The organism is Pseudomonas sp. YL2, assembly GCF_023063025.1.
In the GTDB taxonomy this organism is placed as follows: Bacteria; Pseudomonadota; Gammaproteobacteria; order Pseudomonadales; family Pseudomonadaceae; genus Aquipseudomonas; species Aquipseudomonas putida_A.
In genome coordinates, this window is the sequence record NZ_JAJSLU010000001.1 from 497,425 (window position 1) to 514,950 (window position 17,526).

At 61.0% G+C, this 17,526-nt stretch carries 23 protein-coding genes; 4 read left to right on the forward strand and 19 right to left on the reverse strand.

The features are described from left to right. Window positions 1–99 precede the first annotated feature (99 nt). The 11 genes from LVD08_RS02280 to LVD08_RS02335 form a co-directional block, all read right to left on the reverse strand. Window positions 100–648, reverse strand: coding sequence for an RNA 2'-phosphotransferase (locus LVD08_RS02280; RefSeq protein WP_247267363.1), 549 nt, complete (start codon window positions 646–648; stop codon window positions 100–102). A gap of 138 nt (window positions 649–786) precedes the next feature. Continuing rightward, window positions 787–1,110, reverse strand: coding sequence for a DUF3392 domain-containing protein (locus tag LVD08_RS02290; RefSeq protein WP_003229134.1), 324 nt, complete (start codon window positions 1,108–1,110; stop codon window positions 787–789). A 29-nt stretch (window positions 1,111–1,139) separates the two neighbouring features. Further along, complete coding sequence (gene hemW / locus LVD08_RS02295) at window positions 1,140–2,345, reverse strand: radical SAM family heme chaperone HemW (RefSeq protein ID WP_247267289.1); 1,206 nt, start codon at window positions 2,343–2,345, stop codon at window positions 1,140–1,142. Beyond that, complete coding sequence (gene rdgB, locus LVD08_RS02300; RefSeq protein WP_096795762.1) at window positions 2,342–2,938, reverse strand: RdgB/HAM1 family non-canonical purine NTP pyrophosphatase; 597 nt, start codon at window positions 2,936–2,938, stop codon at window positions 2,342–2,344. The genes hemW and rdgB overlap by 4 nt, the downstream gene beginning before the upstream one ends. Beyond that, a complete protein-coding gene (locus LVD08_RS02305) occupies window positions 2,935–3,369 on the reverse strand; it encodes a DUF4426 domain-containing protein (protein ID WP_247267290.1) in 435 nt (144 codons plus the stop codon). The genes rdgB and LVD08_RS02305 overlap by 4 nt, the downstream gene beginning before the upstream one ends. A gap of 26 nt (window positions 3,370–3,395) precedes the next feature. Next, window positions 3,396–4,016 carry a methionine biosynthesis protein MetW gene (gene metW / locus LVD08_RS02310; protein WP_103369351.1) on the reverse strand — a complete coding sequence of 207 codons (621 nt, stop codon included), beginning with the start codon at window positions 4,014–4,016 and terminating at the stop codon, window positions 3,396–3,398. 7 nt (window positions 4,017–4,023) lie between these two features. Continuing rightward, window positions 4,024–5,163, reverse strand: a complete 1,140-nt coding sequence (gene metX, locus LVD08_RS02315) for a homoserine O-succinyltransferase MetX (protein WP_247267291.1) — start codon at window positions 5,161–5,163, stop codon at window positions 4,024–4,026. A gap of 184 nt (window positions 5,164–5,347) precedes the next feature. After that, window positions 5,348–5,641: a DUF167 domain-containing protein gene (locus LVD08_RS02320; protein WP_247267292.1), complete on the reverse strand. Its 294-nt coding sequence runs from the start codon at window positions 5,639–5,641 to the stop codon at window positions 5,348–5,350. Continuing rightward, entirely contained in the window at window positions 5,638–6,228 is a 591-nt protein-coding gene (locus tag LVD08_RS02325; RefSeq protein ID WP_027610578.1) for a YggT family protein, read from the reverse strand. Before LVD08_RS02325 ends, LVD08_RS02320 begins: the two co-directional genes overlap by 4 nt. A gap of 10 nt (window positions 6,229–6,238) precedes the next feature. Next, complete coding sequence (gene proC, locus LVD08_RS02330; RefSeq protein WP_247267293.1) at window positions 6,239–7,057, reverse strand: pyrroline-5-carboxylate reductase; 819 nt, start codon at window positions 7,055–7,057, stop codon at window positions 6,239–6,241. Window positions 7,058–7,085: 28 nt separating this feature from the next. After that, on the reverse strand, window positions 7,086–7,772 hold the full coding sequence (locus LVD08_RS02335; RefSeq protein WP_003229116.1) for a YggS family pyridoxal phosphate-dependent enzyme: 687 nt from the start codon (window positions 7,770–7,772) through the stop codon (window positions 7,086–7,088). 56 nt (window positions 7,773–7,828) lie between these two features. Between LVD08_RS02335 and LVD08_RS02340 the strand changes: the two genes are divergently transcribed. After that, window positions 7,829–8,863: a type IV pilus twitching motility protein PilT gene (locus tag LVD08_RS02340; protein ID WP_003229114.1), complete on the forward strand. Its 1,035-nt coding sequence runs from the start codon at window positions 7,829–7,831 to the stop codon at window positions 8,861–8,863. A 132-nt stretch (window positions 8,864–8,995) separates the two neighbouring features. On the opposite strand, the gene LVD08_RS02345 is transcribed toward LVD08_RS02340, so the two are convergent. Then, entirely contained in the window at window positions 8,996–9,622 is a 627-nt protein-coding gene (locus LVD08_RS02345; RefSeq protein ID WP_003229112.1) for a C40 family peptidase, read from the reverse strand. A 248-nt stretch (window positions 9,623–9,870) separates the two neighbouring features. Between LVD08_RS02345 and LVD08_RS02350 the strand changes: the two genes are divergently transcribed. Then, entirely contained in the window at window positions 9,871–10,302 is a 432-nt protein-coding gene (locus LVD08_RS02350) for an NINE protein (protein WP_007964113.1), read from the forward strand. A gap of 112 nt (window positions 10,303–10,414) precedes the next feature. On the opposite strand, the gene LVD08_RS02355 is transcribed toward LVD08_RS02350, so the two are convergent. From LVD08_RS02355 to gshB, 7 genes are all read right to left on the reverse strand, one after another. Next, on the reverse strand, window positions 10,415–11,686 hold the full coding sequence (locus tag LVD08_RS02355; protein ID WP_247267294.1) for a dihydroorotase: 1,272 nt from the start codon (window positions 11,684–11,686) through the stop codon (window positions 10,415–10,417). Further along, window positions 11,683–12,687 (reverse strand): aspartate carbamoyltransferase catalytic subunit, encoded by a 1,005-nt coding sequence (locus LVD08_RS02360; protein ID WP_003229107.1) that lies wholly within the window; start codon window positions 12,685–12,687, stop codon window positions 11,683–11,685. Before LVD08_RS02360 ends, LVD08_RS02355 begins: the two co-directional genes overlap by 4 nt. A gap of 28 nt (window positions 12,688–12,715) precedes the next feature. Then, the gene (gene pyrR / locus LVD08_RS02365; protein ID WP_027610583.1) at window positions 12,716–13,222 is read right to left on the reverse strand and encodes a bifunctional pyr operon transcriptional regulator/uracil phosphoribosyltransferase PyrR; all 507 of its coding nucleotides are present in this window, start codon (window positions 13,220–13,222) and stop codon (window positions 12,716–12,718) included. Window positions 13,223–13,303: 81 nt separating this feature from the next. Further along, on the reverse strand, window positions 13,304–13,741 hold the full coding sequence (gene ruvX, locus LVD08_RS02370; protein ID WP_003229101.1) for a Holliday junction resolvase RuvX: 438 nt from the start codon (window positions 13,739–13,741) through the stop codon (window positions 13,304–13,306). Beyond that, the gene (locus LVD08_RS02375) at window positions 13,741–14,313 is read right to left on the reverse strand and encodes a YqgE/AlgH family protein (protein WP_247267295.1); all 573 of its coding nucleotides are present in this window, start codon (window positions 14,311–14,313) and stop codon (window positions 13,741–13,743) included. Before LVD08_RS02375 ends, ruvX begins: the two co-directional genes overlap by 1 nt. 173 nt (window positions 14,314–14,486) lie before the next feature. Then, window positions 14,487–15,386 carry an energy transducer TonB gene (locus LVD08_RS02380; protein ID WP_007964106.1) on the reverse strand — a complete coding sequence of 300 codons (900 nt, stop codon included), beginning with the start codon at window positions 15,384–15,386 and terminating at the stop codon, window positions 14,487–14,489. 107 nt (window positions 15,387–15,493) lie between these two features. Continuing rightward, entirely contained in the window at window positions 15,494–16,465 is a 972-nt protein-coding gene (gshB, locus tag LVD08_RS02385) for a glutathione synthase (RefSeq protein ID WP_095137531.1), read from the reverse strand. 225 nt (window positions 16,466–16,690) lie between these two features. Here gshB and pilG point away from each other — a divergent pair, with 225 nt between their 5' ends. Further along, complete coding sequence (pilG, locus tag LVD08_RS02390; RefSeq protein WP_003229093.1) at window positions 16,691–17,095, forward strand: twitching motility response regulator PilG; 405 nt, start codon at window positions 16,691–16,693, stop codon at window positions 17,093–17,095. A gap of 60 nt (window positions 17,096–17,155) precedes the next feature. Beyond that, a complete protein-coding gene (gene pilH / locus LVD08_RS02395) occupies window positions 17,156–17,521 on the forward strand; it encodes a twitching motility response regulator PilH (protein WP_025109154.1) in 366 nt (121 codons plus the stop codon). Window positions 17,522–17,526 lie beyond the last annotated feature (5 nt).

Below are 17,526 nucleotides of genomic sequence, written 5' to 3' on the forward strand. Positions count from 1 at the left end.
CTTGCTCGCGAAAGCGGTGATTCATTCAACGTTGATGTTGACTGATACGACGCCTTCGCGAGCAAGCCCGCTCCCACAGTTGTTTTGTGTGCTCAGCAATTACACGGTTGAAAGAAACCGAGCTGGCACCTGTTCTGTCAGCCAGACGCCGTTTTCGGCCTGATAGAACTTGAAGCCCTGTTCTTCCATCTGCCGTGCGGCGACTTGCAGAATCACCACGGTGCCATAGCGCTGCCCGACGGCCGAAGCGGTGTCGATGTCTTGGGAAAGGTGCACGTGATGGCGTGATCCCGGGATCAGGCCTTGTTCTTTGATTGACTCAAGAAAGCGCGTCGCTGTGCCGTGATACAGCGTTAGCGGTGGCTGTTTCTGCTCGAACTGCAAATCCACGCTTTTCGTTGAGTGGCCCTGAACCGCACGAATCAGTTGGCCGTCCTCGGAAATCGAGAAGCGCTTCTTGTCGCTACTTGTCACGACCGCTTCAATCAGTTGGCGATCCAGTTTACGACCGTCACGCGCGGCGCCGCTGATCAGCGCGTCGATATTTGCCCAGCCTTCAGAATCCAGCGTCAGACCAATCGCCTGAGGTTCGTGGCGCAATACGAAGCTGAGAAATTTGCTTGTCTCGTCCAACAGTTTTTTGCTCATGAACTTCCCTGTCATTGCGATCAACTGTGGGAGCGGGCTTGCTCGCGAAAGCGGTGAATCATTCAACGTTGATGTTGACTGATACGACGCCTTCGCGAGCAGGCTCGCTCCCACAGTTGTTTTGGGTGTGCTGAAAGATCAGCGGCGGTCAGCGACTACGCCGATAAGCACCAGTACCACCAACAACACCGGCGCCAGGCTGTAGTTGTTGAACTGGCTCAGGCCCTTGACCACCCACGGCGTCGCATAGATCAGCGCGGCGCCGCTGCCGATTACGCACAACAGGGCCATCAGTGGTACGCGCAGGGCGCCGGCGATGCTGCCCAGACGCTGCTCGACCCAGCCTTTGAAGTCGGCGCCGAACAGCACCAGCAGGCAGCCCACCAGGGCCAGGGCGATTTCCGAGAGGTTGCTGCGGCTCCAGCGGGACACGGTGGCGAGCAGATCGAGTATCAAATCCATGCGGTTTTCCTTGGGGCGGCCGTTAGGGCTCAGCTCAGAAATTTCTGCAGCAAGTCGTTGAGAAACAGTTGTCCGCGCTCGGTGGCCGCCAGACGTGACGGTTCGACCTGCATCAGGCCACTTTGTTCGGCCTCGCGGCGGTGTTCGGCGAGACTTTCCAGCGGCAGGCCGGTGCGTTCGGGATACAGGCGTGATTCCACCCCGGCAGTCAGGCGCAGGGCGTTCATCAGGAACTCGAACGGCATCTCGTCATTGCTCAGGGCTTTCTCGCCGGCCTGGAAACTCTTGGCCGGGTTGAGATAGTCCTTCGGCAAGCGCGTCTTCCAGGTGCGCACAATGCGCCCGTCCGGATGACTGAGCTTGCCGTGGGCGCCAGCACCGATGCCGATGAAGTCGCCGAAACTCCAGTAATTGAGGTTGTGCCGCGCCGGCCGCCCGGGCTGGGCATAGGCCGAGACTTCGTATTGCGCGTAACCGTGCGCGGCGAGCAGCGCTTGCCCGGCTTCTTGAATGTCCCACAGCGTGTCGTCTTCCGGCAGCACCGGCGGCTGGTTCCAGAACACCGTGTTCGGCTCCAGTGTCAGCTGATACCAGGAGATGTGCGTCGGTTGCAGTTCGATGGCCTGACGCAGGTCGCTCAAGGCATCTTCCAGCGACTGATCGGGCAAACCGTGCATCAAGTCGAGGTTGAAGTTATCGAACCCGGCCTGACGCGCCATACCGGCCGCGCGCACCGCTTCGTCGCCGTTGTGGATACGTCCGAGGGCTTCGAGTTTCTGCTGCTGGAAGCTCTGAATGCCGATCGACAGGCGATTGATCCCGAGCTTGCGATACGCAACGAACTTCTCTTGCTCGAAGGTGCCGGGATTGGCTTCCAGGGTGATCTCGATGTCGTGGGCGAACGGGATGCGCTGCTCGACGCCTTTGAGCAAGCGCCCGAGGGCTTGCGCGCTGAACAGGCTCGGCGTACCGCCACCGAAGAAGATCGAACTGATTTCACGGCCATACACCGCGTGCAGGTCGTGATCGAGATCGGCCAGCAACGCGTCGACGTATTCCTCTTCCGGTAGCACCGGGCTGGCGGTGTGCGAGTTGAAATCGCAATACGGGCATTTGCGCACACACCACGGGATGTGGATGTACAGCGCCAGAGGCGGCAGCGTAGGCAGCGGCGCCCGAGGCGAAGAGGCGGCGCCGCCGATGATCAGCGACGACGCGGGGTGGCTGTCGGTCATTTCAGGCCCAGACGCTGGCGCAGCAGATCCATTGCACGGGCGCGGTGGCTGATCTGGTTCTTGTCGGCCGGGCTCAGTTCGGCGCTGGACACGTTTCGCTCCGGCACCCAGAACAGCGGGTCGTAGCCGAAACCGTGCTCGCCGCTGGCGGCGGTCAGGATGCGCCCGTGCCACAGGCCTTCGCAGAGGATCGGCAGCGGATCATCCGCGTGCCGCACCAGTGCCAGCACGCAGACGAACTGCGCGCCGCGCTCGGCTTGCGGCACGTCTTTGAGGGCCTCGAGCAGTTTGGCGTTGTTCGCCGCATCGCCCTTGCCGTCGGCATAACGCGCCGAGTAGATGCCCGGTGCACCGCCGAGGAAATCCACCGCCAGACCGGAATCGTCAGCCAGCGCCGGCAGGCCGGAGATGCGCGCGGCATTGCGCGCCTTGAGGATCGCGTTCTCGACGAACGACAGACCGGTTTCCTCCGGTTCGACCTTGCTCCACTCGCCGATCGAGCGCAGTTGCACCGAGTCGCCGAGCATGGCCTGGAGTTCCTTGAGTTTGCCGGCGTTATGGCTGGCCAGTACGAGTTGCGTGAGGTTCATCATTCGCCGGGAAAGAGTTCTTGGTTGAAGTTGATGGTGTTGATCTTGTCGCCGTTCTGCACCTTGATTTCAAAGGTGCGGGTTTCCTGCTGCTCCACCGGGTACTGCGCGATGTAGTAGATCGCGCCCTGTTCGGTGACCTGGCGGAAGTTCAGCGGCACGCTCTGGCTGGTTAGATCTTTGATCGTGCCAGTGACGTTGGCGATCAGCGGTTTGCCGTCCTTGATCACCGAGACGTTGATCACGCCCTGGTTCTTGCTGCGGATCAGCTCGGCTGCTTTGGCGATGTCGGGTGTCAGGAAGGTCGAGTTGAAAGTGTTGTAGTGCACGGTAACGTCGCCGAACACTTCCTTGCGTTCGCCCTTGATGGCATCGGCGGCCACCGCCGACAGACTCAGGCAGGCGGCCAATAGCACAGTAATCAAGCGACCCATGATCGTTCTCCTCGAAATGTCGTGGTTCAGACCGCGACCCGATGATCTGCAAGCACCGGGCTGCTGACGCGGTAGATACCAATCTCACCTAACAGATTAGGCCATAGCTTACTGGCCCACCCGTGACGGTGCTGTTGATCCACGGCAAGCCGATCAATGACCTTCGCATCACGTTCGCGACAAAGTTCTTCAAAGTCTTCGAAGGTGCAGAAGTGAATGTTCGGCGTGTTGTACCAGGTGTACGGCAGAAACTCCGACACCGGCATCCGGCCCTTGCTTGCCAGATACCAGCGGCAGCGCCAGTGCCCGAAGTTGGGGAAGGTGATGATGCACTGACGACCGACCCGCAGCATCTCGTCGAGGATCTTGTCCGGGTAGTGCACGGCTTGCAGGGCCTGGGTCATGACGACGATGTCGAAACTGTTGCTGGCGAAGTTGCCCAGCCCCTTGTCCAGGTCCTGCTCGATGACGTTGATGCCCTTGGCCACGCACTCGGCGATGTTGTCGGCGTCGTTTTCCAGGCCATAACCGGTGACGTTCTTGTGGTCGCGCAGCCAGGTCAGCAATTCGCCGTCGCCGCAACCGAGGTCGAGCACGCGGCTGCCGGCGGGGATCCATTCCTGGATGATTTCCAGATCAGCTCTCATGGCTTGTTCACACCGTAATTCGGTTCATGTAATTGCCGAACGCCTGCAAATAGCGCGGGATCGGAATCAGGAAGGCGTCGTGGCCCTGTGGCGCGTCGATTTCCAGATAGCTGACGTCTTTGCGTGCCGCCATCAGCGCGTCCACCAGCTCCCGCGAGCGGGCCGGGGAGAAGCGCCAGTCGGTAGTGAACGACATCACGCAGAACTTGGCGGTGGCGTTTTCGAAAGTTTTCGCCAGGTTATCGTCGAAGTTCGCCGCCGGATCGAAGTAGTCCAGGGCTTTGGTCATCAACAGATAAGTGTTGGCATCGAAACGCCCGGAGAATTCTTCACCCTGATAGCGCAGGTAGCTTTCGACCTGGAACTCGACGCTGTGGAAGTCGTAGTTGAGCTTTTCGCTCTTCAGGCCGCGGCCGAATTTCTCGCCCATCGAGTCGTCGGACAGGTAGGTGATGTGCCCGACCATCCGCGCCAGCATCAGCCCGCGCTTGGGGATCACCCCTTGTTCCTGGAACGAACCACCGTGGAACTCCGGGTCGGTAAGGATCGCCTGGCGCGCCACTTCGTTGAAGGCGATGTTCTGCGCCGACAGCTTGGGGGCCGAGGCGATGGCCAGGCAGTGGCGCACGCGATCCGGGTAGGTGATGGTCCACTGCAGCGCCTGCATGCCGCCCAGGCTGCCGCCGATCACTGCGGCAAACTGACGAATGCCGAGCAAGTCAGCCAGACGCGCCTGACTGTGCACCCAGTCTTCGACGGTGAGCACTGGGAAATCGGCGCCGAACGGCTTGCCGGTCTCGGGGTTGATACTGCTCGGGCCGGTGGAGCCGTTGCAGCCGCCCAGATTGTTCAGGCTGACCACGAAGAACTTGTTGGTGTCGATCGGTTTGCCCGGGCCGATGCAACTGTCCCACCAACCGGACTTGCGGTCGTCGGGGCTGTGATAGCCGGCAGCGTGATGATGACCAGACAAGGCGTGGCAGATCAGCACGGCGTTGCTCGCCTGTGCGTTCAGCGTGCCGTAGGTTTCGTAGATCAGGTCGTAGGCGGGCAGCGAACGGCCACAGGCCAGGGCCAGAGGTTCACTGAAGTGCGCCGTTTGCGGCGTCACCAGACCAACAGAATCGGGGGGAAAGGCAGCTGGCATCGACCCTGCTCTCGTTGAAATGAGGCGTAAGTCTAAAGACCGGGGGGGTTAGCGGCAAGCAACGTTGGGGCCTGTTTGTTCGCTTTGGACCGAGGTGCGGCCATTCGCGAGCAAGCCCGCTCCCACAGGGGAATGCGATCTCCTGTGGGAGCGGGCTTGCTCGCGAATGGAGCGACTCGGTGGATCAGGCCGGACGCACCAGATCAGGCAACTCCGGCAGCTTCTTCGGTGCACGTATCTTCACCCGTTTCTGCCGGTTCAACTCGCCGCTGAGCAAACTGACCTGGCTTTTGGAAACCCCAAACGCCTTGGCCAGAAAGCCCATCAGATACGCATTGGCCTTGCCCTCGACCGGCGGCGCGGTGAGGCGGATCTTCAGGCGGTCACCGTGCAGCCCGGCGAAATCATCGCTACGGGCTGCCGGTTGCAGATGACATTCGAGGATCAAGTCGTCCCCGTCCCAGCGAAACCAGCTCACATCAGCAGGCGCAGGATTTCCGGCATCATGGTCATCGCCGCCAGATTGTTGATCACCAGCATGTCGATCAGCTTCAGCGCCAGGAAGGCGAAAATCGGCGACAGGTCCAGACCGCCGAGGTTCGGCAGAATCTTGCGGAACGGTGCCAGCGCCGGCTCGCAGATCTGGTTCACCAGTTCAGCGCCCGGGTTGTGGCTGCCCGGGGCGACCCACGACAGGATCACGCTGATGATCAGGGCGAAGAAGAAGATCTTCAGGAACAGCGCGGTCACGCCGATGATCGACCAGATGAACAGTTGCAGCGGGTTGCCGGTGGTGCCGTAGGTCAGCAGCAGGGTCAGGGCCATCAGGGCCAGTTGCACCAGAATCGCCAGCACCAGCGACGACATGTCGAGGCCGAAGATGCTCGGGATGATCCGGCGCAGTGGTTTGAGCAGCGGCTGGGTAGCCTTGACCACGAATTGGCACAGCGGGTTGTAGAAGTTCGCGCGCACCAGTTGCAGGACGAAGCGCAGCAGCACGATCAGCAGGTACAGACTGCCGAGGGTTTGCAGCACGTAAACCGCTGCGGTGTTCAATCCAATCATGTAAGGCTCCTTATTTGCCCAGTTGTTCGGCCATTTCGGCCGAGCGGTGCGCGGCGGCGCCGAGTGCTTTTTCTACCAGGGCTTCGAAGCCGTTAGCCTGGAATGATTTGATTGCGGCCTCTGTGGTGCCGTTTGGCGAGGTCACGCGGCGGCGCAGTTCGGCAGCGTCGACATCGCTGGATACCGCCATGTGCGCGGCGCCCAGAGCCGTTTGCAGGGTCAGTTGCTCGGCGATTTCCTTTGGCAGGCCGAGTTTGACGCCAGCGGCGGTCATCGCTTCGATCAGCAGGAAGAAGTACGCCGGGCCGGAACCGGAGACGGCGGTCACGGCATCGAGTTGCTGCTCTTCGTCCAGCCACAGCGCGATACCCACGGCGGAAAGCAGCTCTTCAGCCTGCTGACGCTGCTCGGCGGTCACTTCGCTGGTGGCATACAGACCGCTGACGCCCTGACGCAACAGCGCCGGGGTGTTGGGCATGCAGCGCACGATCGGCTGCTCGCCGAGCCACGCAGTCATGCTCGCGCAAGTGATGCCGGCGGCGATCGACACCACCAGTTGCTGCGGTTTCAGACTTGGGCGGATGGCTTCGCACACGGCTTTCATCGCCTGTGGCTTGACCGCCAGTACGATCACGTCGACGCCGTCGATGGCCTGGGCGTTGTCGGCGAAGGTTTCAATGCCGTGTTCGGCGCCGACGCGTTGGCGGGTCTCTTCGCCCGGATCGCTGGCGCGAATCTGGCTGGCTTGCAGACCCTTGGCCCGCAGGCCGCCGATCAGGCTGGCGGCCATGTTGCCGGCACCGATAAAGGCAATGCGTGTGTTGCTCATGTCAGGTCCTTTTTCAGATGGCTGTCGGTCATTGCTGACCGTAATCTCTGGCGCCAAACAGCGCGGTACCGATCCGCACCCAGGTGGCGCCTTGGGCGATAGCCGACTCGAGGTCGTGGCTCATACCCATGGAAAGTGTGTCGAGCGGCAGATTCAGGCTGGCCTGCAAACGTTGCACGGCAGCAAAAGCGGCATCTTGTTCGGCGCGATCTTCGGTCGGCTCGGGAATCGCCATCAGCCCGCGCAGTTTCAGCCGGGGCAGGGCGCTGATGGCCTCGGCCAGCGCCGGCAGGTCGGCCGGGGTGCAGCCGGACTTGCTGGCTTCGCCGCTGACATTGACCTGAATGCAGATGTTCAGCGGCGGCAGCTCGGCCGGGCGCTGTTCGGACAGGCGTTGGGCGATTTTCAGGCGATCCACGGAGTGCACCCAGTCGAAATGCTCGGCGATGGCGCGAGTCTTGTTCGATTGAATGGGGCCGATGAAGTGCCAGATCAAGGGCAGGTCGGCCAGTTCGAGCTGTTTGCCCAGGGCTTCCTGCAGATAGTTCTCGCCAAAGTCACGCAGGCCGGCGGCGTAGGCTTCACGCAGGTCCTGCGCCGGTTTGGTCTTGCTCACGGCCAGCAACTGGATGCTGTGTTCATCGCGGTTTGCAGCTTTGGCCGCTGCCTGGATACGCGAACTAACCTGAAGAATGTTGTCTGCTATCGTGGACATCAAGAGGCGCCAGCGGTCTGAAGGTTCGCGGCATTCTACTGGAATTGAGGGACGCTATGGATATCACTGAACTGCTGGCGTTCAGCGCCAAACAGGGCGCTTCCGACCTGCACCTGTCGGCCGGTCTGCCGCCGATGATCCGCGTCGATGGCGATGTGCGGCGGATCAATCTGCCGGCGCTGGATCACAAGCAAGTGCACGAATTGATCTACGACATCATGAATGACACCCAGCGGGTCGACTTCGAGAAACACCTGGAAACGGATTTCTCGTTCGAAGTCCCCGGCGTGGCGCGCTTTCGGGTCAATGCGTTCAATCAGAACCGTGGCGCTGGCGCGGTGTTTCGCACCATTCCCTCGAAAGTGCTGAGCATGGAAGACCTCGGCATGGGCGACGTCTTTCGCAAGATCACCGATGCGCCGCGCGGGCTGGTGCTGGTGACCGGGCCGACCGGGTCCGGCAAGTCGACCACGTTGGCGGCGATGATCGACTACCTCAACACCCATCGTCACCACCACATTCTCACCATCGAAGACCCGATCGAGTTCGTCCACGAATCGCGCAAATGCCTGATCAATCAACGCGAAGTCCATCGCGATACCCGCAGCTTCGCCACGGCGTTGCGTTCGGCGCTGCGCGAAGACCCGGATGTGATTCTGGTGGGCGAGATGCGCGACCTGGAAACCATTCGCCTCGCACTGACCGCTGCCGAGACCGGGCATCTGGTGTTCGGCACGCTGCACACGACGTCCGCCGCCAAGACCATCGACCGTGTTGTCGATGTGTTCCCCGGGGACGAGAAGTCCATGGTCCGCTCGATGCTTTCGGAGTCGTTGCTGGCGGTGGTGTCGCAAACGCTGATCAAGAAAATCGGCGGCGGGCGGGTCGCGGCGCACGAAATCATGCTGGGAACATCGGCGATCCGGAACCTGATCCGCGAGGACAAGGTGGCGCAAATGTATTCGGCGATTCAGACCGGAGGGTCGTTGGGGATGCAGACACTCGACATGTGCCTGAAGGAACTGGTGACCAAGGGCTTGATCAGCCGCGAGCATGCGCGGGAAAAGGCGCGTACGCCGGATAATTTTTAAGAGAGGCTTGTGTTGCTTTCACTGGCCTCTTCGCGAGCAAGCCCGCTCCCACATTGGAATGCATTTCCATGTGGGAGCGGGCTTGCTCGCGAAGGGGTCAGTACTGCTTGAGCAGATTCCGGATCAGTCGACTCAGCGCTGAACCACACGCATCTGTTTGCCAGCCGGTTCTTTCGGCAGCACACGCTTGGCAACCACGTAATGCTGTTCCCAGTAAGGCTTGTTCAGCGTATCGATGCTCACCGCTTTGCCACGACGTGGGGCGTGGATGAAGCGGTCGTTGCCCAGGTAGATGGCAACGTGGTTGACCCGACGACTCTTGATGTTGAAGAAAATCAGGTCGCCCGGCTTCAGATCCTTGCGTTCGACTTTCTCGCCATGCCCGCTGGCCATCGCGTTGGAAGTGCGTGGCAGGTCGAACGTGGCGTCGTTGAACGCATATTTCACCAGCCCGCTGCAGTCGAAGCCTTTACTTGGGCTGCTGCCGCCCCAACGGTAGGGAGTACCGAGGACGTTCACCGCACGGCTCAGGACGTTGCTGCTTTCCTTGTTGGCCATCGGTGGCACCAGCTTGCCGTGATTCTTGCTGGCGAGCGTGGTGTGTTTCGTTTGTTTGCTGCTCTTGCTCGAAGGAGCCGAAGCATGGGATTTAGGGGTGAAACCGTTAACGTTGGGAAGACGTTGCTCACGATTGGTGGCGTGGGCGGCCAGTGGCATTAATAGGCAAATAGTTAGCCATGTCTTGAAAAATGGTCGCATTAGGCGTGGCTCTTATGTGTTAGCGCGCAACTTTATAACAGCTTTTTTGTCCCTTCCGAGGCCGTTGGTCGATTCCATCGGAGGGCAACGGAACCAAACAAGCGGCAAACGGACGCAATTGTCGGACAGAAGTCCGGTGCTATAAGGCTTTGACGGACGACACGGTAACATTTGCCGTACGTCGGCTACATGTAAAAAAGTCACAAAGAATTAAAGAAAATTTATCTATCGTGTGAATCGAGGTCTTCATGAACCGCTATCAGCAGGTCGCTGCACCGCAGGATACGCACAGCAAAATCATCGGTTATCTGCTGTGGATTTTTGGTTTCACCGGCGCTCACCGCTTCTATTACGGCAAGCCCGTGACCGGGACGATCTGGTTCTTCACCTTCGGTCTGCTGGGCATTGGCTGGCTGATCGACGTGTTCCTGATCCCGGCAATGGATCGCGAGGCGGATCTGCGTTTCACCGCAGGGCCGATCGAATACAACGTGGCGTGGATTCTGCTGACGTTCCTGGGCGTGTTCGGCGTGCACCGGATGTACCAGGGCAAGTGGATCAGCGGGTTGCTGTATCTGCTGACCGGCGGGTTGTTCTTTATTGGTGTGCTGTATGACTTCTGGACCCTGAATGATCAGGTTTCGGTGCGTAACGCGCAGAATCGCGGCGCTTTTCAGTAAGCCTTCGCGAGCAAGCCCGCTCCCACATTAGATCTCCATTGAACACAGAGTTTGTGTCGATCGGCGATCCAGTGTGGGAGCGGGCTTGCTCGCGAATACAGGCAGCGCGGTATCAGGCCTGGTGACTGATCCGCCCATCCACCAGTGTGTAACGCACCACACCCGGCAGGGTGTGCCCAAGGAACGGGCAGTTCTCGCCCTTCGACAGCCAGCCTTCACCGGCCACGGTGGACGCCTTCGGATCGAACAGCACGATATCCGCCGCACCGCCCACCGCCAGTTTGCCCGCCGGCAGACGCAGCGCGTCAGCAGGCCCGGCGCTCAGGCGTGCAAGCAGGGTCGGCAGGTCCAGCAGACCATCCTCAACCAGCGTCATCGCCAGCGGCAGCAGCAATTCAACACTGCTGATGCCCGGCTCGGTCGCGCCGAACGGTGCCAGTTTGGCGTCGCGCTCATGCGGTTGGTGATGGCTGGAAATCGCCGAAATCACCCCGGACTTCACCGCTTCACGCAGGCCGTCGCGGTCGGCGCGGGTGCGCAGCGGCGGTTGCACGTGATACAGGCTGCTGAAGTCGATCAGCGCTTCATCGGTGAGAATCAACTGATACAGGGCGACATCGGCGGTGACCTTCAAACCACGGGCCTGCGCCTGAGCGATCAGGGCCACGCCGCGCGCGCTGGTCAGTTGGCTGAAATGCGCGCGCACGCCGGTCTGCTCGACCAGCAGCAGATCGCGAGCCAGAGCCACGGTTTCAGCGGTTTCCGGAATCCCCGGCAGGCCGAGGAAACTGGCGACCGCGCCTTCATGGGCCAGACCGCCATCGGCCAGATCGTGATCCTGCGAATTGAAAATCACCGTCAGGTCGAAGGTCGCCGCGTATTCCAATGCCCGGCACAGGGTGCGGGTGTTGCGGAAACTCTCCAGACCATTGCCGAACGCCACACACCCGGCGTCGCGCAGCGCCACCAGCTCTGCCAGCTGTTCGCCGTCCAGCCCTTTGCTCAGCGCGCCAATCGGAAACACCTTAGTGTTGCCGGCTTCGCGGGCGCGGTCGAGGATCAGTTCGGCCACGGCCGAGGTGTCGAGCACCGGTTTGGTCTTCGGCGGGCAGCACAGACTGGTCACGCCGCCGGCCGCCGCTGCGCGGGTTTCGCTGGCGATGCTGCCTTTGCGGCTGTAGCCCGGCTCGCGCAGGGCCACATTCAGGTCGACCAGGCCCGGTGCTGCAACCAGACCGTTGGCGTTGATGGTTTCCACAGCGGTGAAACCGGCCGGTGCGGCGCCGAGGGCGACGATCTTGCAGGCTTCAACGTGAATGTCGGTGATTTGATCCAGACCGCTGCTTGGATCGATGACGCGGGCGCCGAGAATGCTGAGCTTCACTGGGCGTTCTCCTGCTCGAATTGACGTTGCGCTGTTTGCCCGCTCATGGCCATCGACAGCACGGCCATGCGGATGGCGATGCCGTAGGTGACTTGATTGAGGATCACCGAGTGCGGGCCGTCGGCCACCGCGGACTCGATTTCCACGCCACGGTTGATAGGCCCCGGGTGCATGACGATGCAATCGGGTTTGGCCCCGGCCAGACGCGCGGTGGTCAGGCCGAACAGGCGATAGAACTCGCCTTCGCTCGGCAGCAGGCCGCCGGTCATGCGCTCACGCTGCAGGCGCAGCATGATCACCACGTCGACGTCCTTCAGGCCTTCGTTCATGTCGGTGTAGACCTTGACGCCGTACTGCTCGATGCCGATCGGCAGCAGGGTCTTCGGCGCGATCACGCGGATGTCCGGGCAGCCGAGGGTCTTCAGGGCGAGCATGTTCGAGCGCGCCACCCGCGAGTGCAGGATGTCGCCGACGATCGCCACCGAGAGGTTTTCGAAACCGCCCTTGTGCCGACGGATGGTGAGCATGTCGAGCATGCCCTGGGTCGGGTGCGCGTGCCGGCCGTCGCCGCCGTTGATGATCGCCACCTGCGGGCAGACATGCTCGGCGATGAAGTGTGCGGCGCCGGAATCACCGTGGCGCACGACGAACATGTCGGCGGCCATGGCTTCGAGGTTGCGCAGGGTGTCGAGCAGGGTTTCACCTTTGCTGGCCGACGAGGTCGACACGTTCAGGGTGATCACGTCCGCCGACAGCCGCTGGGCCGCCAGTTCGAAGGTGGTGCGGGTGCGGGTGGAGTTTTCGAAGAACACGTTGCACACGGTCTTGCCGCGCAGCAACGGGACCTTCTTCACCGCCCGGGCACCGACTTCGAGGAACGAGTCGGCAGTGTCGAGGATTTCCGTCAGCAACTCGCGGCGCAGGCCGTCGAGCGAGAGGAAGTGGCGCAGCTGGCCCTGATCATTGAGCTGCAGCGGGCGCTTGGTATCTAGAGGCGTCATCGCGAGGGGGACTCTCAATAAGGGCGGGTTAGGAATTCAGGTCTTGCAGTTCGAGCGTCAGCGGCTCCGGGCCGGACAGCTTGACCCGCTCGTTGGCGGCCAGCGACAGGGTCGCACCCACCACGTTCGGACGGATCGGCAGCTCGCCGGCGTCCAGGTCGAGCAGGCAGACCAGCGTCACGCTGGCCGGGCGGCCGTAGTCGAACAGTTCGTTCATGGCGGCGCGGATGGTCCGGCCGCTCATCAGTACGTCATCGATCAGCACCAAGTGCTGGCCTTCGATCTCGAAGGGCAGGGCCGAGGGGCGCACTTGCGGGTGCAGGCCGTTCTGGCTGAAGTCGTCGCGGTAGAAGGAAACATCCAGCGTGCCCAATGGCGCGTCGCTGGCCAATTCCTTGAGCAAGGCCTGCGCGACCCAGATGCCGCCAGTGCGGATGCCGATGTAACGCGGTTCGCTGATATCACGCTGTGCAAGGTGCGCCTTGAGGCGGGTCGCCATCTGGCTGATCAGATCGGCGGGATTGGGCAGGCTCATGGTTGCTCCTTCGTGATTCCGAGCCGCGTCCTGCCGGACGTGGCTGGGTTTATAACCAAAAGAAAAGCGCCGAAGCGCTTGTCAGGATTCAAACAATGCAGTGTTTTCATCGAGCCAGCCCTGCAGCAGCAGAGCGGCGGCGATGGCGTCCACCGGGTTGTCGCGGTAACTGCCTTTCTGCCCGCCGCGCACCAGTCGCTCACCCTTGGCTTCAAAGGTGGTCAGGCGTTCGTCGTGGGTATAGAAGGGCACATTGAAGCGGCCATTGAGACGGCGGGCGAATTTCTCCGCGCGCAGGCACATCTCGCTGGGCGTACCGTCCATGTTCAGCGGCAGGCCGACCACCACGGCGTCGGGTTTCCATTCCTTGAACAGCGCTTCGACCTGATTCCAGTCGGGCACGCCGTTCTGCGCTTTCAGGGTGCACAGCTCACGGGCCTGGCCGGTAATCACCTGGCCGACCGCAACGCCGATCTGTTTGGTGCCGTAGTCGAAGCCCAGAATCAGGCGCAGGGCCATCAGGCGTGCCCCGCCTGACTGGTCAGCAGGCTGAGGTTGATCCCCAGATGCCGTGCCGCCGCTTCCAGACGCAGTTCGCTGCTGGTGTTGAACAGGATGTCGGCGTCGTACGGGCAGGTCAGCCAGGCGTTGTCGGCCAGTTCTGCCTCCAGTTGCCCGGCTTCCCAACCGGCGTAACCAAGGGCAATCACGCTTTTCGCCGGGCCCACGCCGTCGGCGATGGCGAACAGCACGTCCTGGGAGGTGGACAGCGCCAGATCACCGTCCAGCTCGACGGTGGCCTGAAAGGTCTTGCCCGCCGGGTGCAGGACGAAACCGCGATCGGTCTGCACCGGGCCACCAATGAAGATCGGCACATGCTGGCACAGCGCTGGCGGATCGATGTCCGGGCGCAATTGCTCGAGAATGTCAGCCAGATTCAGCTCTTGCGATCGATTGACCACCAGTCCCATGGCGCCATTGGCCGTGTGCTCGACGATGTAGGTCAAGGTGTGGGCAAAGTTCGGGTCGGCCATGTGCGGCATGGCGATCAGGAAGTGATGCTTGAGGTAGCTGGGGCTGACGTTTTTCATGAGCGATAGTGTGGCGTCGTAGGGGCAAACTGACAAGCTGACGATCAGAGAACAACGCAGATCAAAGGGTGGGAGCGGGCTTGCTCGCGAAGAGGGCGTGTCAGGCAAAGTCAATGTAGCTGACCCACCGCATTCGCGAGCAAGCCCGCTCCCACAGGGGTTTTGCGGTGTTCTTAATTGCTGGAGAGCTTGTCGCCCCGGGCGAATTTCCAGGTGCGGATGATTTCCAGTCGGTCGATATCCGACAGATCGCCGGTAAACGGTGCAAACGGTGCCGCCAGCCGGACGATGCGCTGCGCCGCCTGATCCAGCAGCGGCTGGCCGGAGGACTCGAGCACCAGCACTTCATACAGCGAGCCATCGCGGTTGATCGAGACCATCAGCCGCAGGTTGCCGTAAATCTGCTTGCGCCGCGCTTCTTCCGGGTAATTGAGGTTGCCGATGCGCTCGACCTTCTTGCGCCAGTCATCCTTGTACCAGGCGCCCTTGTCGCGCATGGTCGAGGCCGCGCTCAAGCGGTGAATCCGCGGGCGCTTGGCGTACAACTGTTGTTCGTTGGCCAGTTCCGCTTCGAGGCTGGCGATGTCGCTGGACAGCTGTGAACTGTCGAACGTCGGCGCGTTGACCGCAGGTTTGGTCTCGGTTTTGGTTTCTTCTTTCTTGGTCGGCGCCTTTTGCTGTTTCGGCGCCACCGTGGTCACCGCAGCCTTGGGCGCCGCTTCGCGTACTTCCGGTTTGGCGGCCGGGGGCGGGGTGACCTTCTTGACCTGATTGTCCTGGAACGGCGCGACCTCGGTGGTCTTGGGAATCGCCTTCTTGTCGAGGGTGCCGCTGCCTTCCTGGTTTTCCTGAGCGAGGAAATCAGCCTTTTTCGGCTTGGTTTCGCTCTTGAAGGTGGCGAGGGTGATTTCCAGGGTTTTGCTGATCTGCTTGGGTTCGACCATGGTAAAGCCGACGCCGAGCAGCAGCGCCAAATGAATCAGCGCCGCGAGAAACAGGGTAAATCCGAGGCGATCGGCCGGGCGCACGCCACGGTGGGCGAGTTCTGCGGGCAGATCGGACGGGAGGGTCATGACAAGAAAACCAACATCGCGTTTTTCAGAGGCTGCGCATGATAACGCAATGTTGGTTTCGCGCCTTGGGCTTCACGCTTCAAGCGACAGGCTGCATGTGACACACGTCAAGCTTGCGGCTTTTTGCCGGCGGCTTGCAGCTTCTTGTCGATGGCATCCATCAGCATGCCGCCGATATCGGTACCGAAAGCATTGTCGATTTCGCGGATGCAGGTCGGGCTGGTGACGTTGATTTCGGTGAGGTTTTCGCCGATCACGTCCAGACCGACGAACAGCAGACCTTTCTCGCGCAGGGTCGGGCCGACCTGGGCGGCAATCCAGCGATCCTTGTCGGTCAACGGCCTTGCTTCACCACGACCACCGGCCGCGAGGTTGCCACGGGTTTCGCCTTGCGCCGGAATCCGTGCCAGGCAGTAATCCACCGGCTCGCCGTCGATCATCAGGATGCGCTTGTCACCGTCCTTGATCGCCGGCAGGTAGGCCTGGCCCATGATCTGCTGATTGCCGAGGGCAGTCAGGGTTTCCAGAATCACCGACAGGTTCGGGTCGCCGGCGCGGTGACGGAAAATCGAAGTGCCGCCCATGCCGTCCAGCGGCTTGAGGATTACGTCGCCATGCTTGGCGGCGAATTCACGCAGCACATCGGCGCGGCGGCTGACGATGGTCGGCGGGGTGCACTGCGGGAACAGCGTGGCGAACAGTTTTTCGTTGCAGTCGCGCAGGCTCTGCGGCTTGTTGACCACCAGCACGCCGGCGGTTTCGGCCTGTTCCAGCAGGTAGGTGGAGTAGACGAACTCCATGTCGAACGGCGGATCCTTGCGCATCAGGATCACGTCGAGGTCGCTCAGCAGGTTGTCCTGCTCGGCGTCCAGTTCGAACCATTTTTCCGGGTTGGCGAAGACTTTCAGCGGCTTCATGCGCGCCCGGGCCTGACCTTCGGCCTGATACAGGTCGCGCTGCTCCATGTAGAACAGTTCCCAGCCACGTTTCTGCGCGGCCAGCAGCATGGCCAGCGAGCTATCCTTTTTATAGGAAATGCTGGCGATAGGGTCCATGACAATCCCGACGCGAACGCTCATTGGGTTTTCCTCGAAAATTGGCTACCGGATCGGTATTGAAAAAGTGCCGCCAGAGTGGCGCTGGCAGGGTTTTCGGTCAAGGAAAAACCCGTCGATAGATTGCATCTGGAGACTGTGCTAAAAAGGCTGGCATAGCGTGCTGGCCCTTGAGCATCAAGGGTTTCCAGCCATTACTCATCGCAAAACGGACAATTTGATTCGCAAAGGCGACGGTAGAGCCCTCTTATGGAACAGCAGTCCAGCGCCTTGAAGGTCATGGTGATCGATGACTCGAAAACGATTCGTCGCACCGCCGAAACGCTGTTGAAAAATGTGGGCTGCGAAGTCATCACGGCGATCGATGGCTTCGACGCTTTGGCGAAGATCGCCGACCACCACCCCGGGATCATTTTTGTCGACATCATGATGCCGCGTCTGGATGGTTATCAGACCTGCGCTTTAATCAAGAACAACAGTGCGTTCAAGGCCACGCCGGTGATCATGCTGTCGTCGCGTGACGGGCTGTTCGACAAGGCCAAGGGGCGGATTGTCGGTTCTGATCAATTTTTGACCAAGCCTTTCAGCAAGGAAGAACTGCTCGACGCGATTCAGGCCCATGTTCCGGGCTTCGCCGCCGTTTTGCCGCAGTAAGACACGTACAGTGACGCTCGGCCAGCGGGCCGGGAGTCGACAAGAAAAATGGGGAAGACCATGGCACGTATCCTGATCGTCGATGATTCGCCGACTGAAATGTACAAACTCACCGGCATGCTGGAAAAGCACGGCCATGAAGTGCTCAAGGCCGAAAACGGTGCCGACGGCGTGGCCCTGGCCCGTCAGGAAAAACCCGACGCGGTGCTGATGGACATCGTCATGCCCGGCCTCAACGGTTTTCAGGCCACCCGCCAGTTGACCAAGGATGCCGAGACCAGCCACATCCCGGTGATCATCATCACCACCAAGGATCAGGAAACCGACAAGGTCTGGGGCACGCGCCAGGGCGCGAAGGATTACCTGACCAAACCGGTCGAAGAAGACATGCTTATCAAGACCCTGAACAACGTGCTGGCCGGTTGATCGCG

Excerpts from the sequence above, each read along its gene's own strand:
- LVD08_RS02280 (WP_247267363.1), bottom strand. The coding sequence starts at position 648 with ATGAGCAAAAAACTGTTGGACGAGACAAGCAAATTTCTCAGCTTCGTA.
- LVD08_RS02290 (WP_003229134.1), bottom strand. The coding sequence starts at position 1,110 with ATGGATTTGATACTCGATCTGCTCGCCACCGTGTCCCGCTGGAGCCGC.
- hemW (WP_247267289.1), bottom strand. The coding sequence starts at position 2,345 with ATGACCGACAGCCACCCCGCGTCGTCGCTGATCATCGGCGGCGCCGCC.
- rdgB (WP_096795762.1), bottom strand. The coding sequence starts at position 2,938 with ATGATGAACCTCACGCAACTCGTACTGGCCAGCCATAACGCCGGCAAA.
- LVD08_RS02305 (WP_247267290.1), bottom strand. The coding sequence starts at position 3,369 with ATGGGTCGCTTGATTACTGTGCTATTGGCCGCCTGCCTGAGTCTGTCG.
- metW (WP_103369351.1), bottom strand. The coding sequence starts at position 4,016 with ATGAGAGCTGATCTGGAAATCATCCAGGAATGGATCCCCGCCGGCAGC.
- metX (WP_247267291.1), bottom strand. The coding sequence starts at position 5,163 with ATGCCAGCTGCCTTTCCCCCCGATTCTGTTGGTCTGGTGACGCCGCAA.
- LVD08_RS02325 (WP_027610578.1), bottom strand. The coding sequence starts at position 6,228 with ATGATTGGATTGAACACCGCAGCGGTTTACGTGCTGCAAACCCTCGGC.
- proC (WP_247267293.1), bottom strand. The coding sequence starts at position 7,057 with ATGAGCAACACACGCATTGCCTTTATCGGTGCCGGCAACATGGCCGCC.
- LVD08_RS02335 (WP_003229116.1), bottom strand. The coding sequence starts at position 7,772 with ATGTCCACGATAGCAGACAACATTCTTCAGGTTAGTTCGCGTATCCAG.
- LVD08_RS02340 (WP_003229114.1), top strand. The coding sequence starts at position 7,829 with ATGGATATCACTGAACTGCTGGCGTTCAGCGCCAAACAGGGCGCTTCC.
- LVD08_RS02345 (WP_003229112.1), bottom strand. The coding sequence starts at position 9,622 with ATGCGACCATTTTTCAAGACATGGCTAACTATTTGCCTATTAATGCCA.
- LVD08_RS02350 (WP_007964113.1), top strand. The coding sequence starts at position 9,871 with ATGAACCGCTATCAGCAGGTCGCTGCACCGCAGGATACGCACAGCAAA.
- LVD08_RS02360 (WP_003229107.1), bottom strand. The coding sequence starts at position 12,687 with ATGACGCCTCTAGATACCAAGCGCCCGCTGCAGCTCAATGATCAGGGC.
- pyrR (WP_027610583.1), bottom strand. The coding sequence starts at position 13,222 with ATGAGCCTGCCCAATCCCGCCGATCTGATCAGCCAGATGGCGACCCGC.
- ruvX (WP_003229101.1), bottom strand. The coding sequence starts at position 13,741 with ATGGCCCTGCGCCTGATTCTGGGCTTCGACTACGGCACCAAACAGATC.
- LVD08_RS02375 (WP_247267295.1), bottom strand. The coding sequence starts at position 14,313 with ATGAAAAACGTCAGCCCCAGCTACCTCAAGCATCACTTCCTGATCGCC.
- LVD08_RS02380 (WP_007964106.1), bottom strand. The coding sequence starts at position 15,386 with ATGACCCTCCCGTCCGATCTGCCCGCAGAACTCGCCCACCGTGGCGTG.
- gshB (WP_095137531.1), bottom strand. The coding sequence starts at position 16,465 with ATGAGCGTTCGCGTCGGGATTGTCATGGACCCTATCGCCAGCATTTCC.
- pilG (WP_003229093.1), top strand. The coding sequence starts at position 16,691 with ATGGAACAGCAGTCCAGCGCCTTGAAGGTCATGGTGATCGATGACTCG.
- pilH (WP_025109154.1), top strand. The coding sequence starts at position 17,156 with ATGGCACGTATCCTGATCGTCGATGATTCGCCGACTGAAATGTACAAA.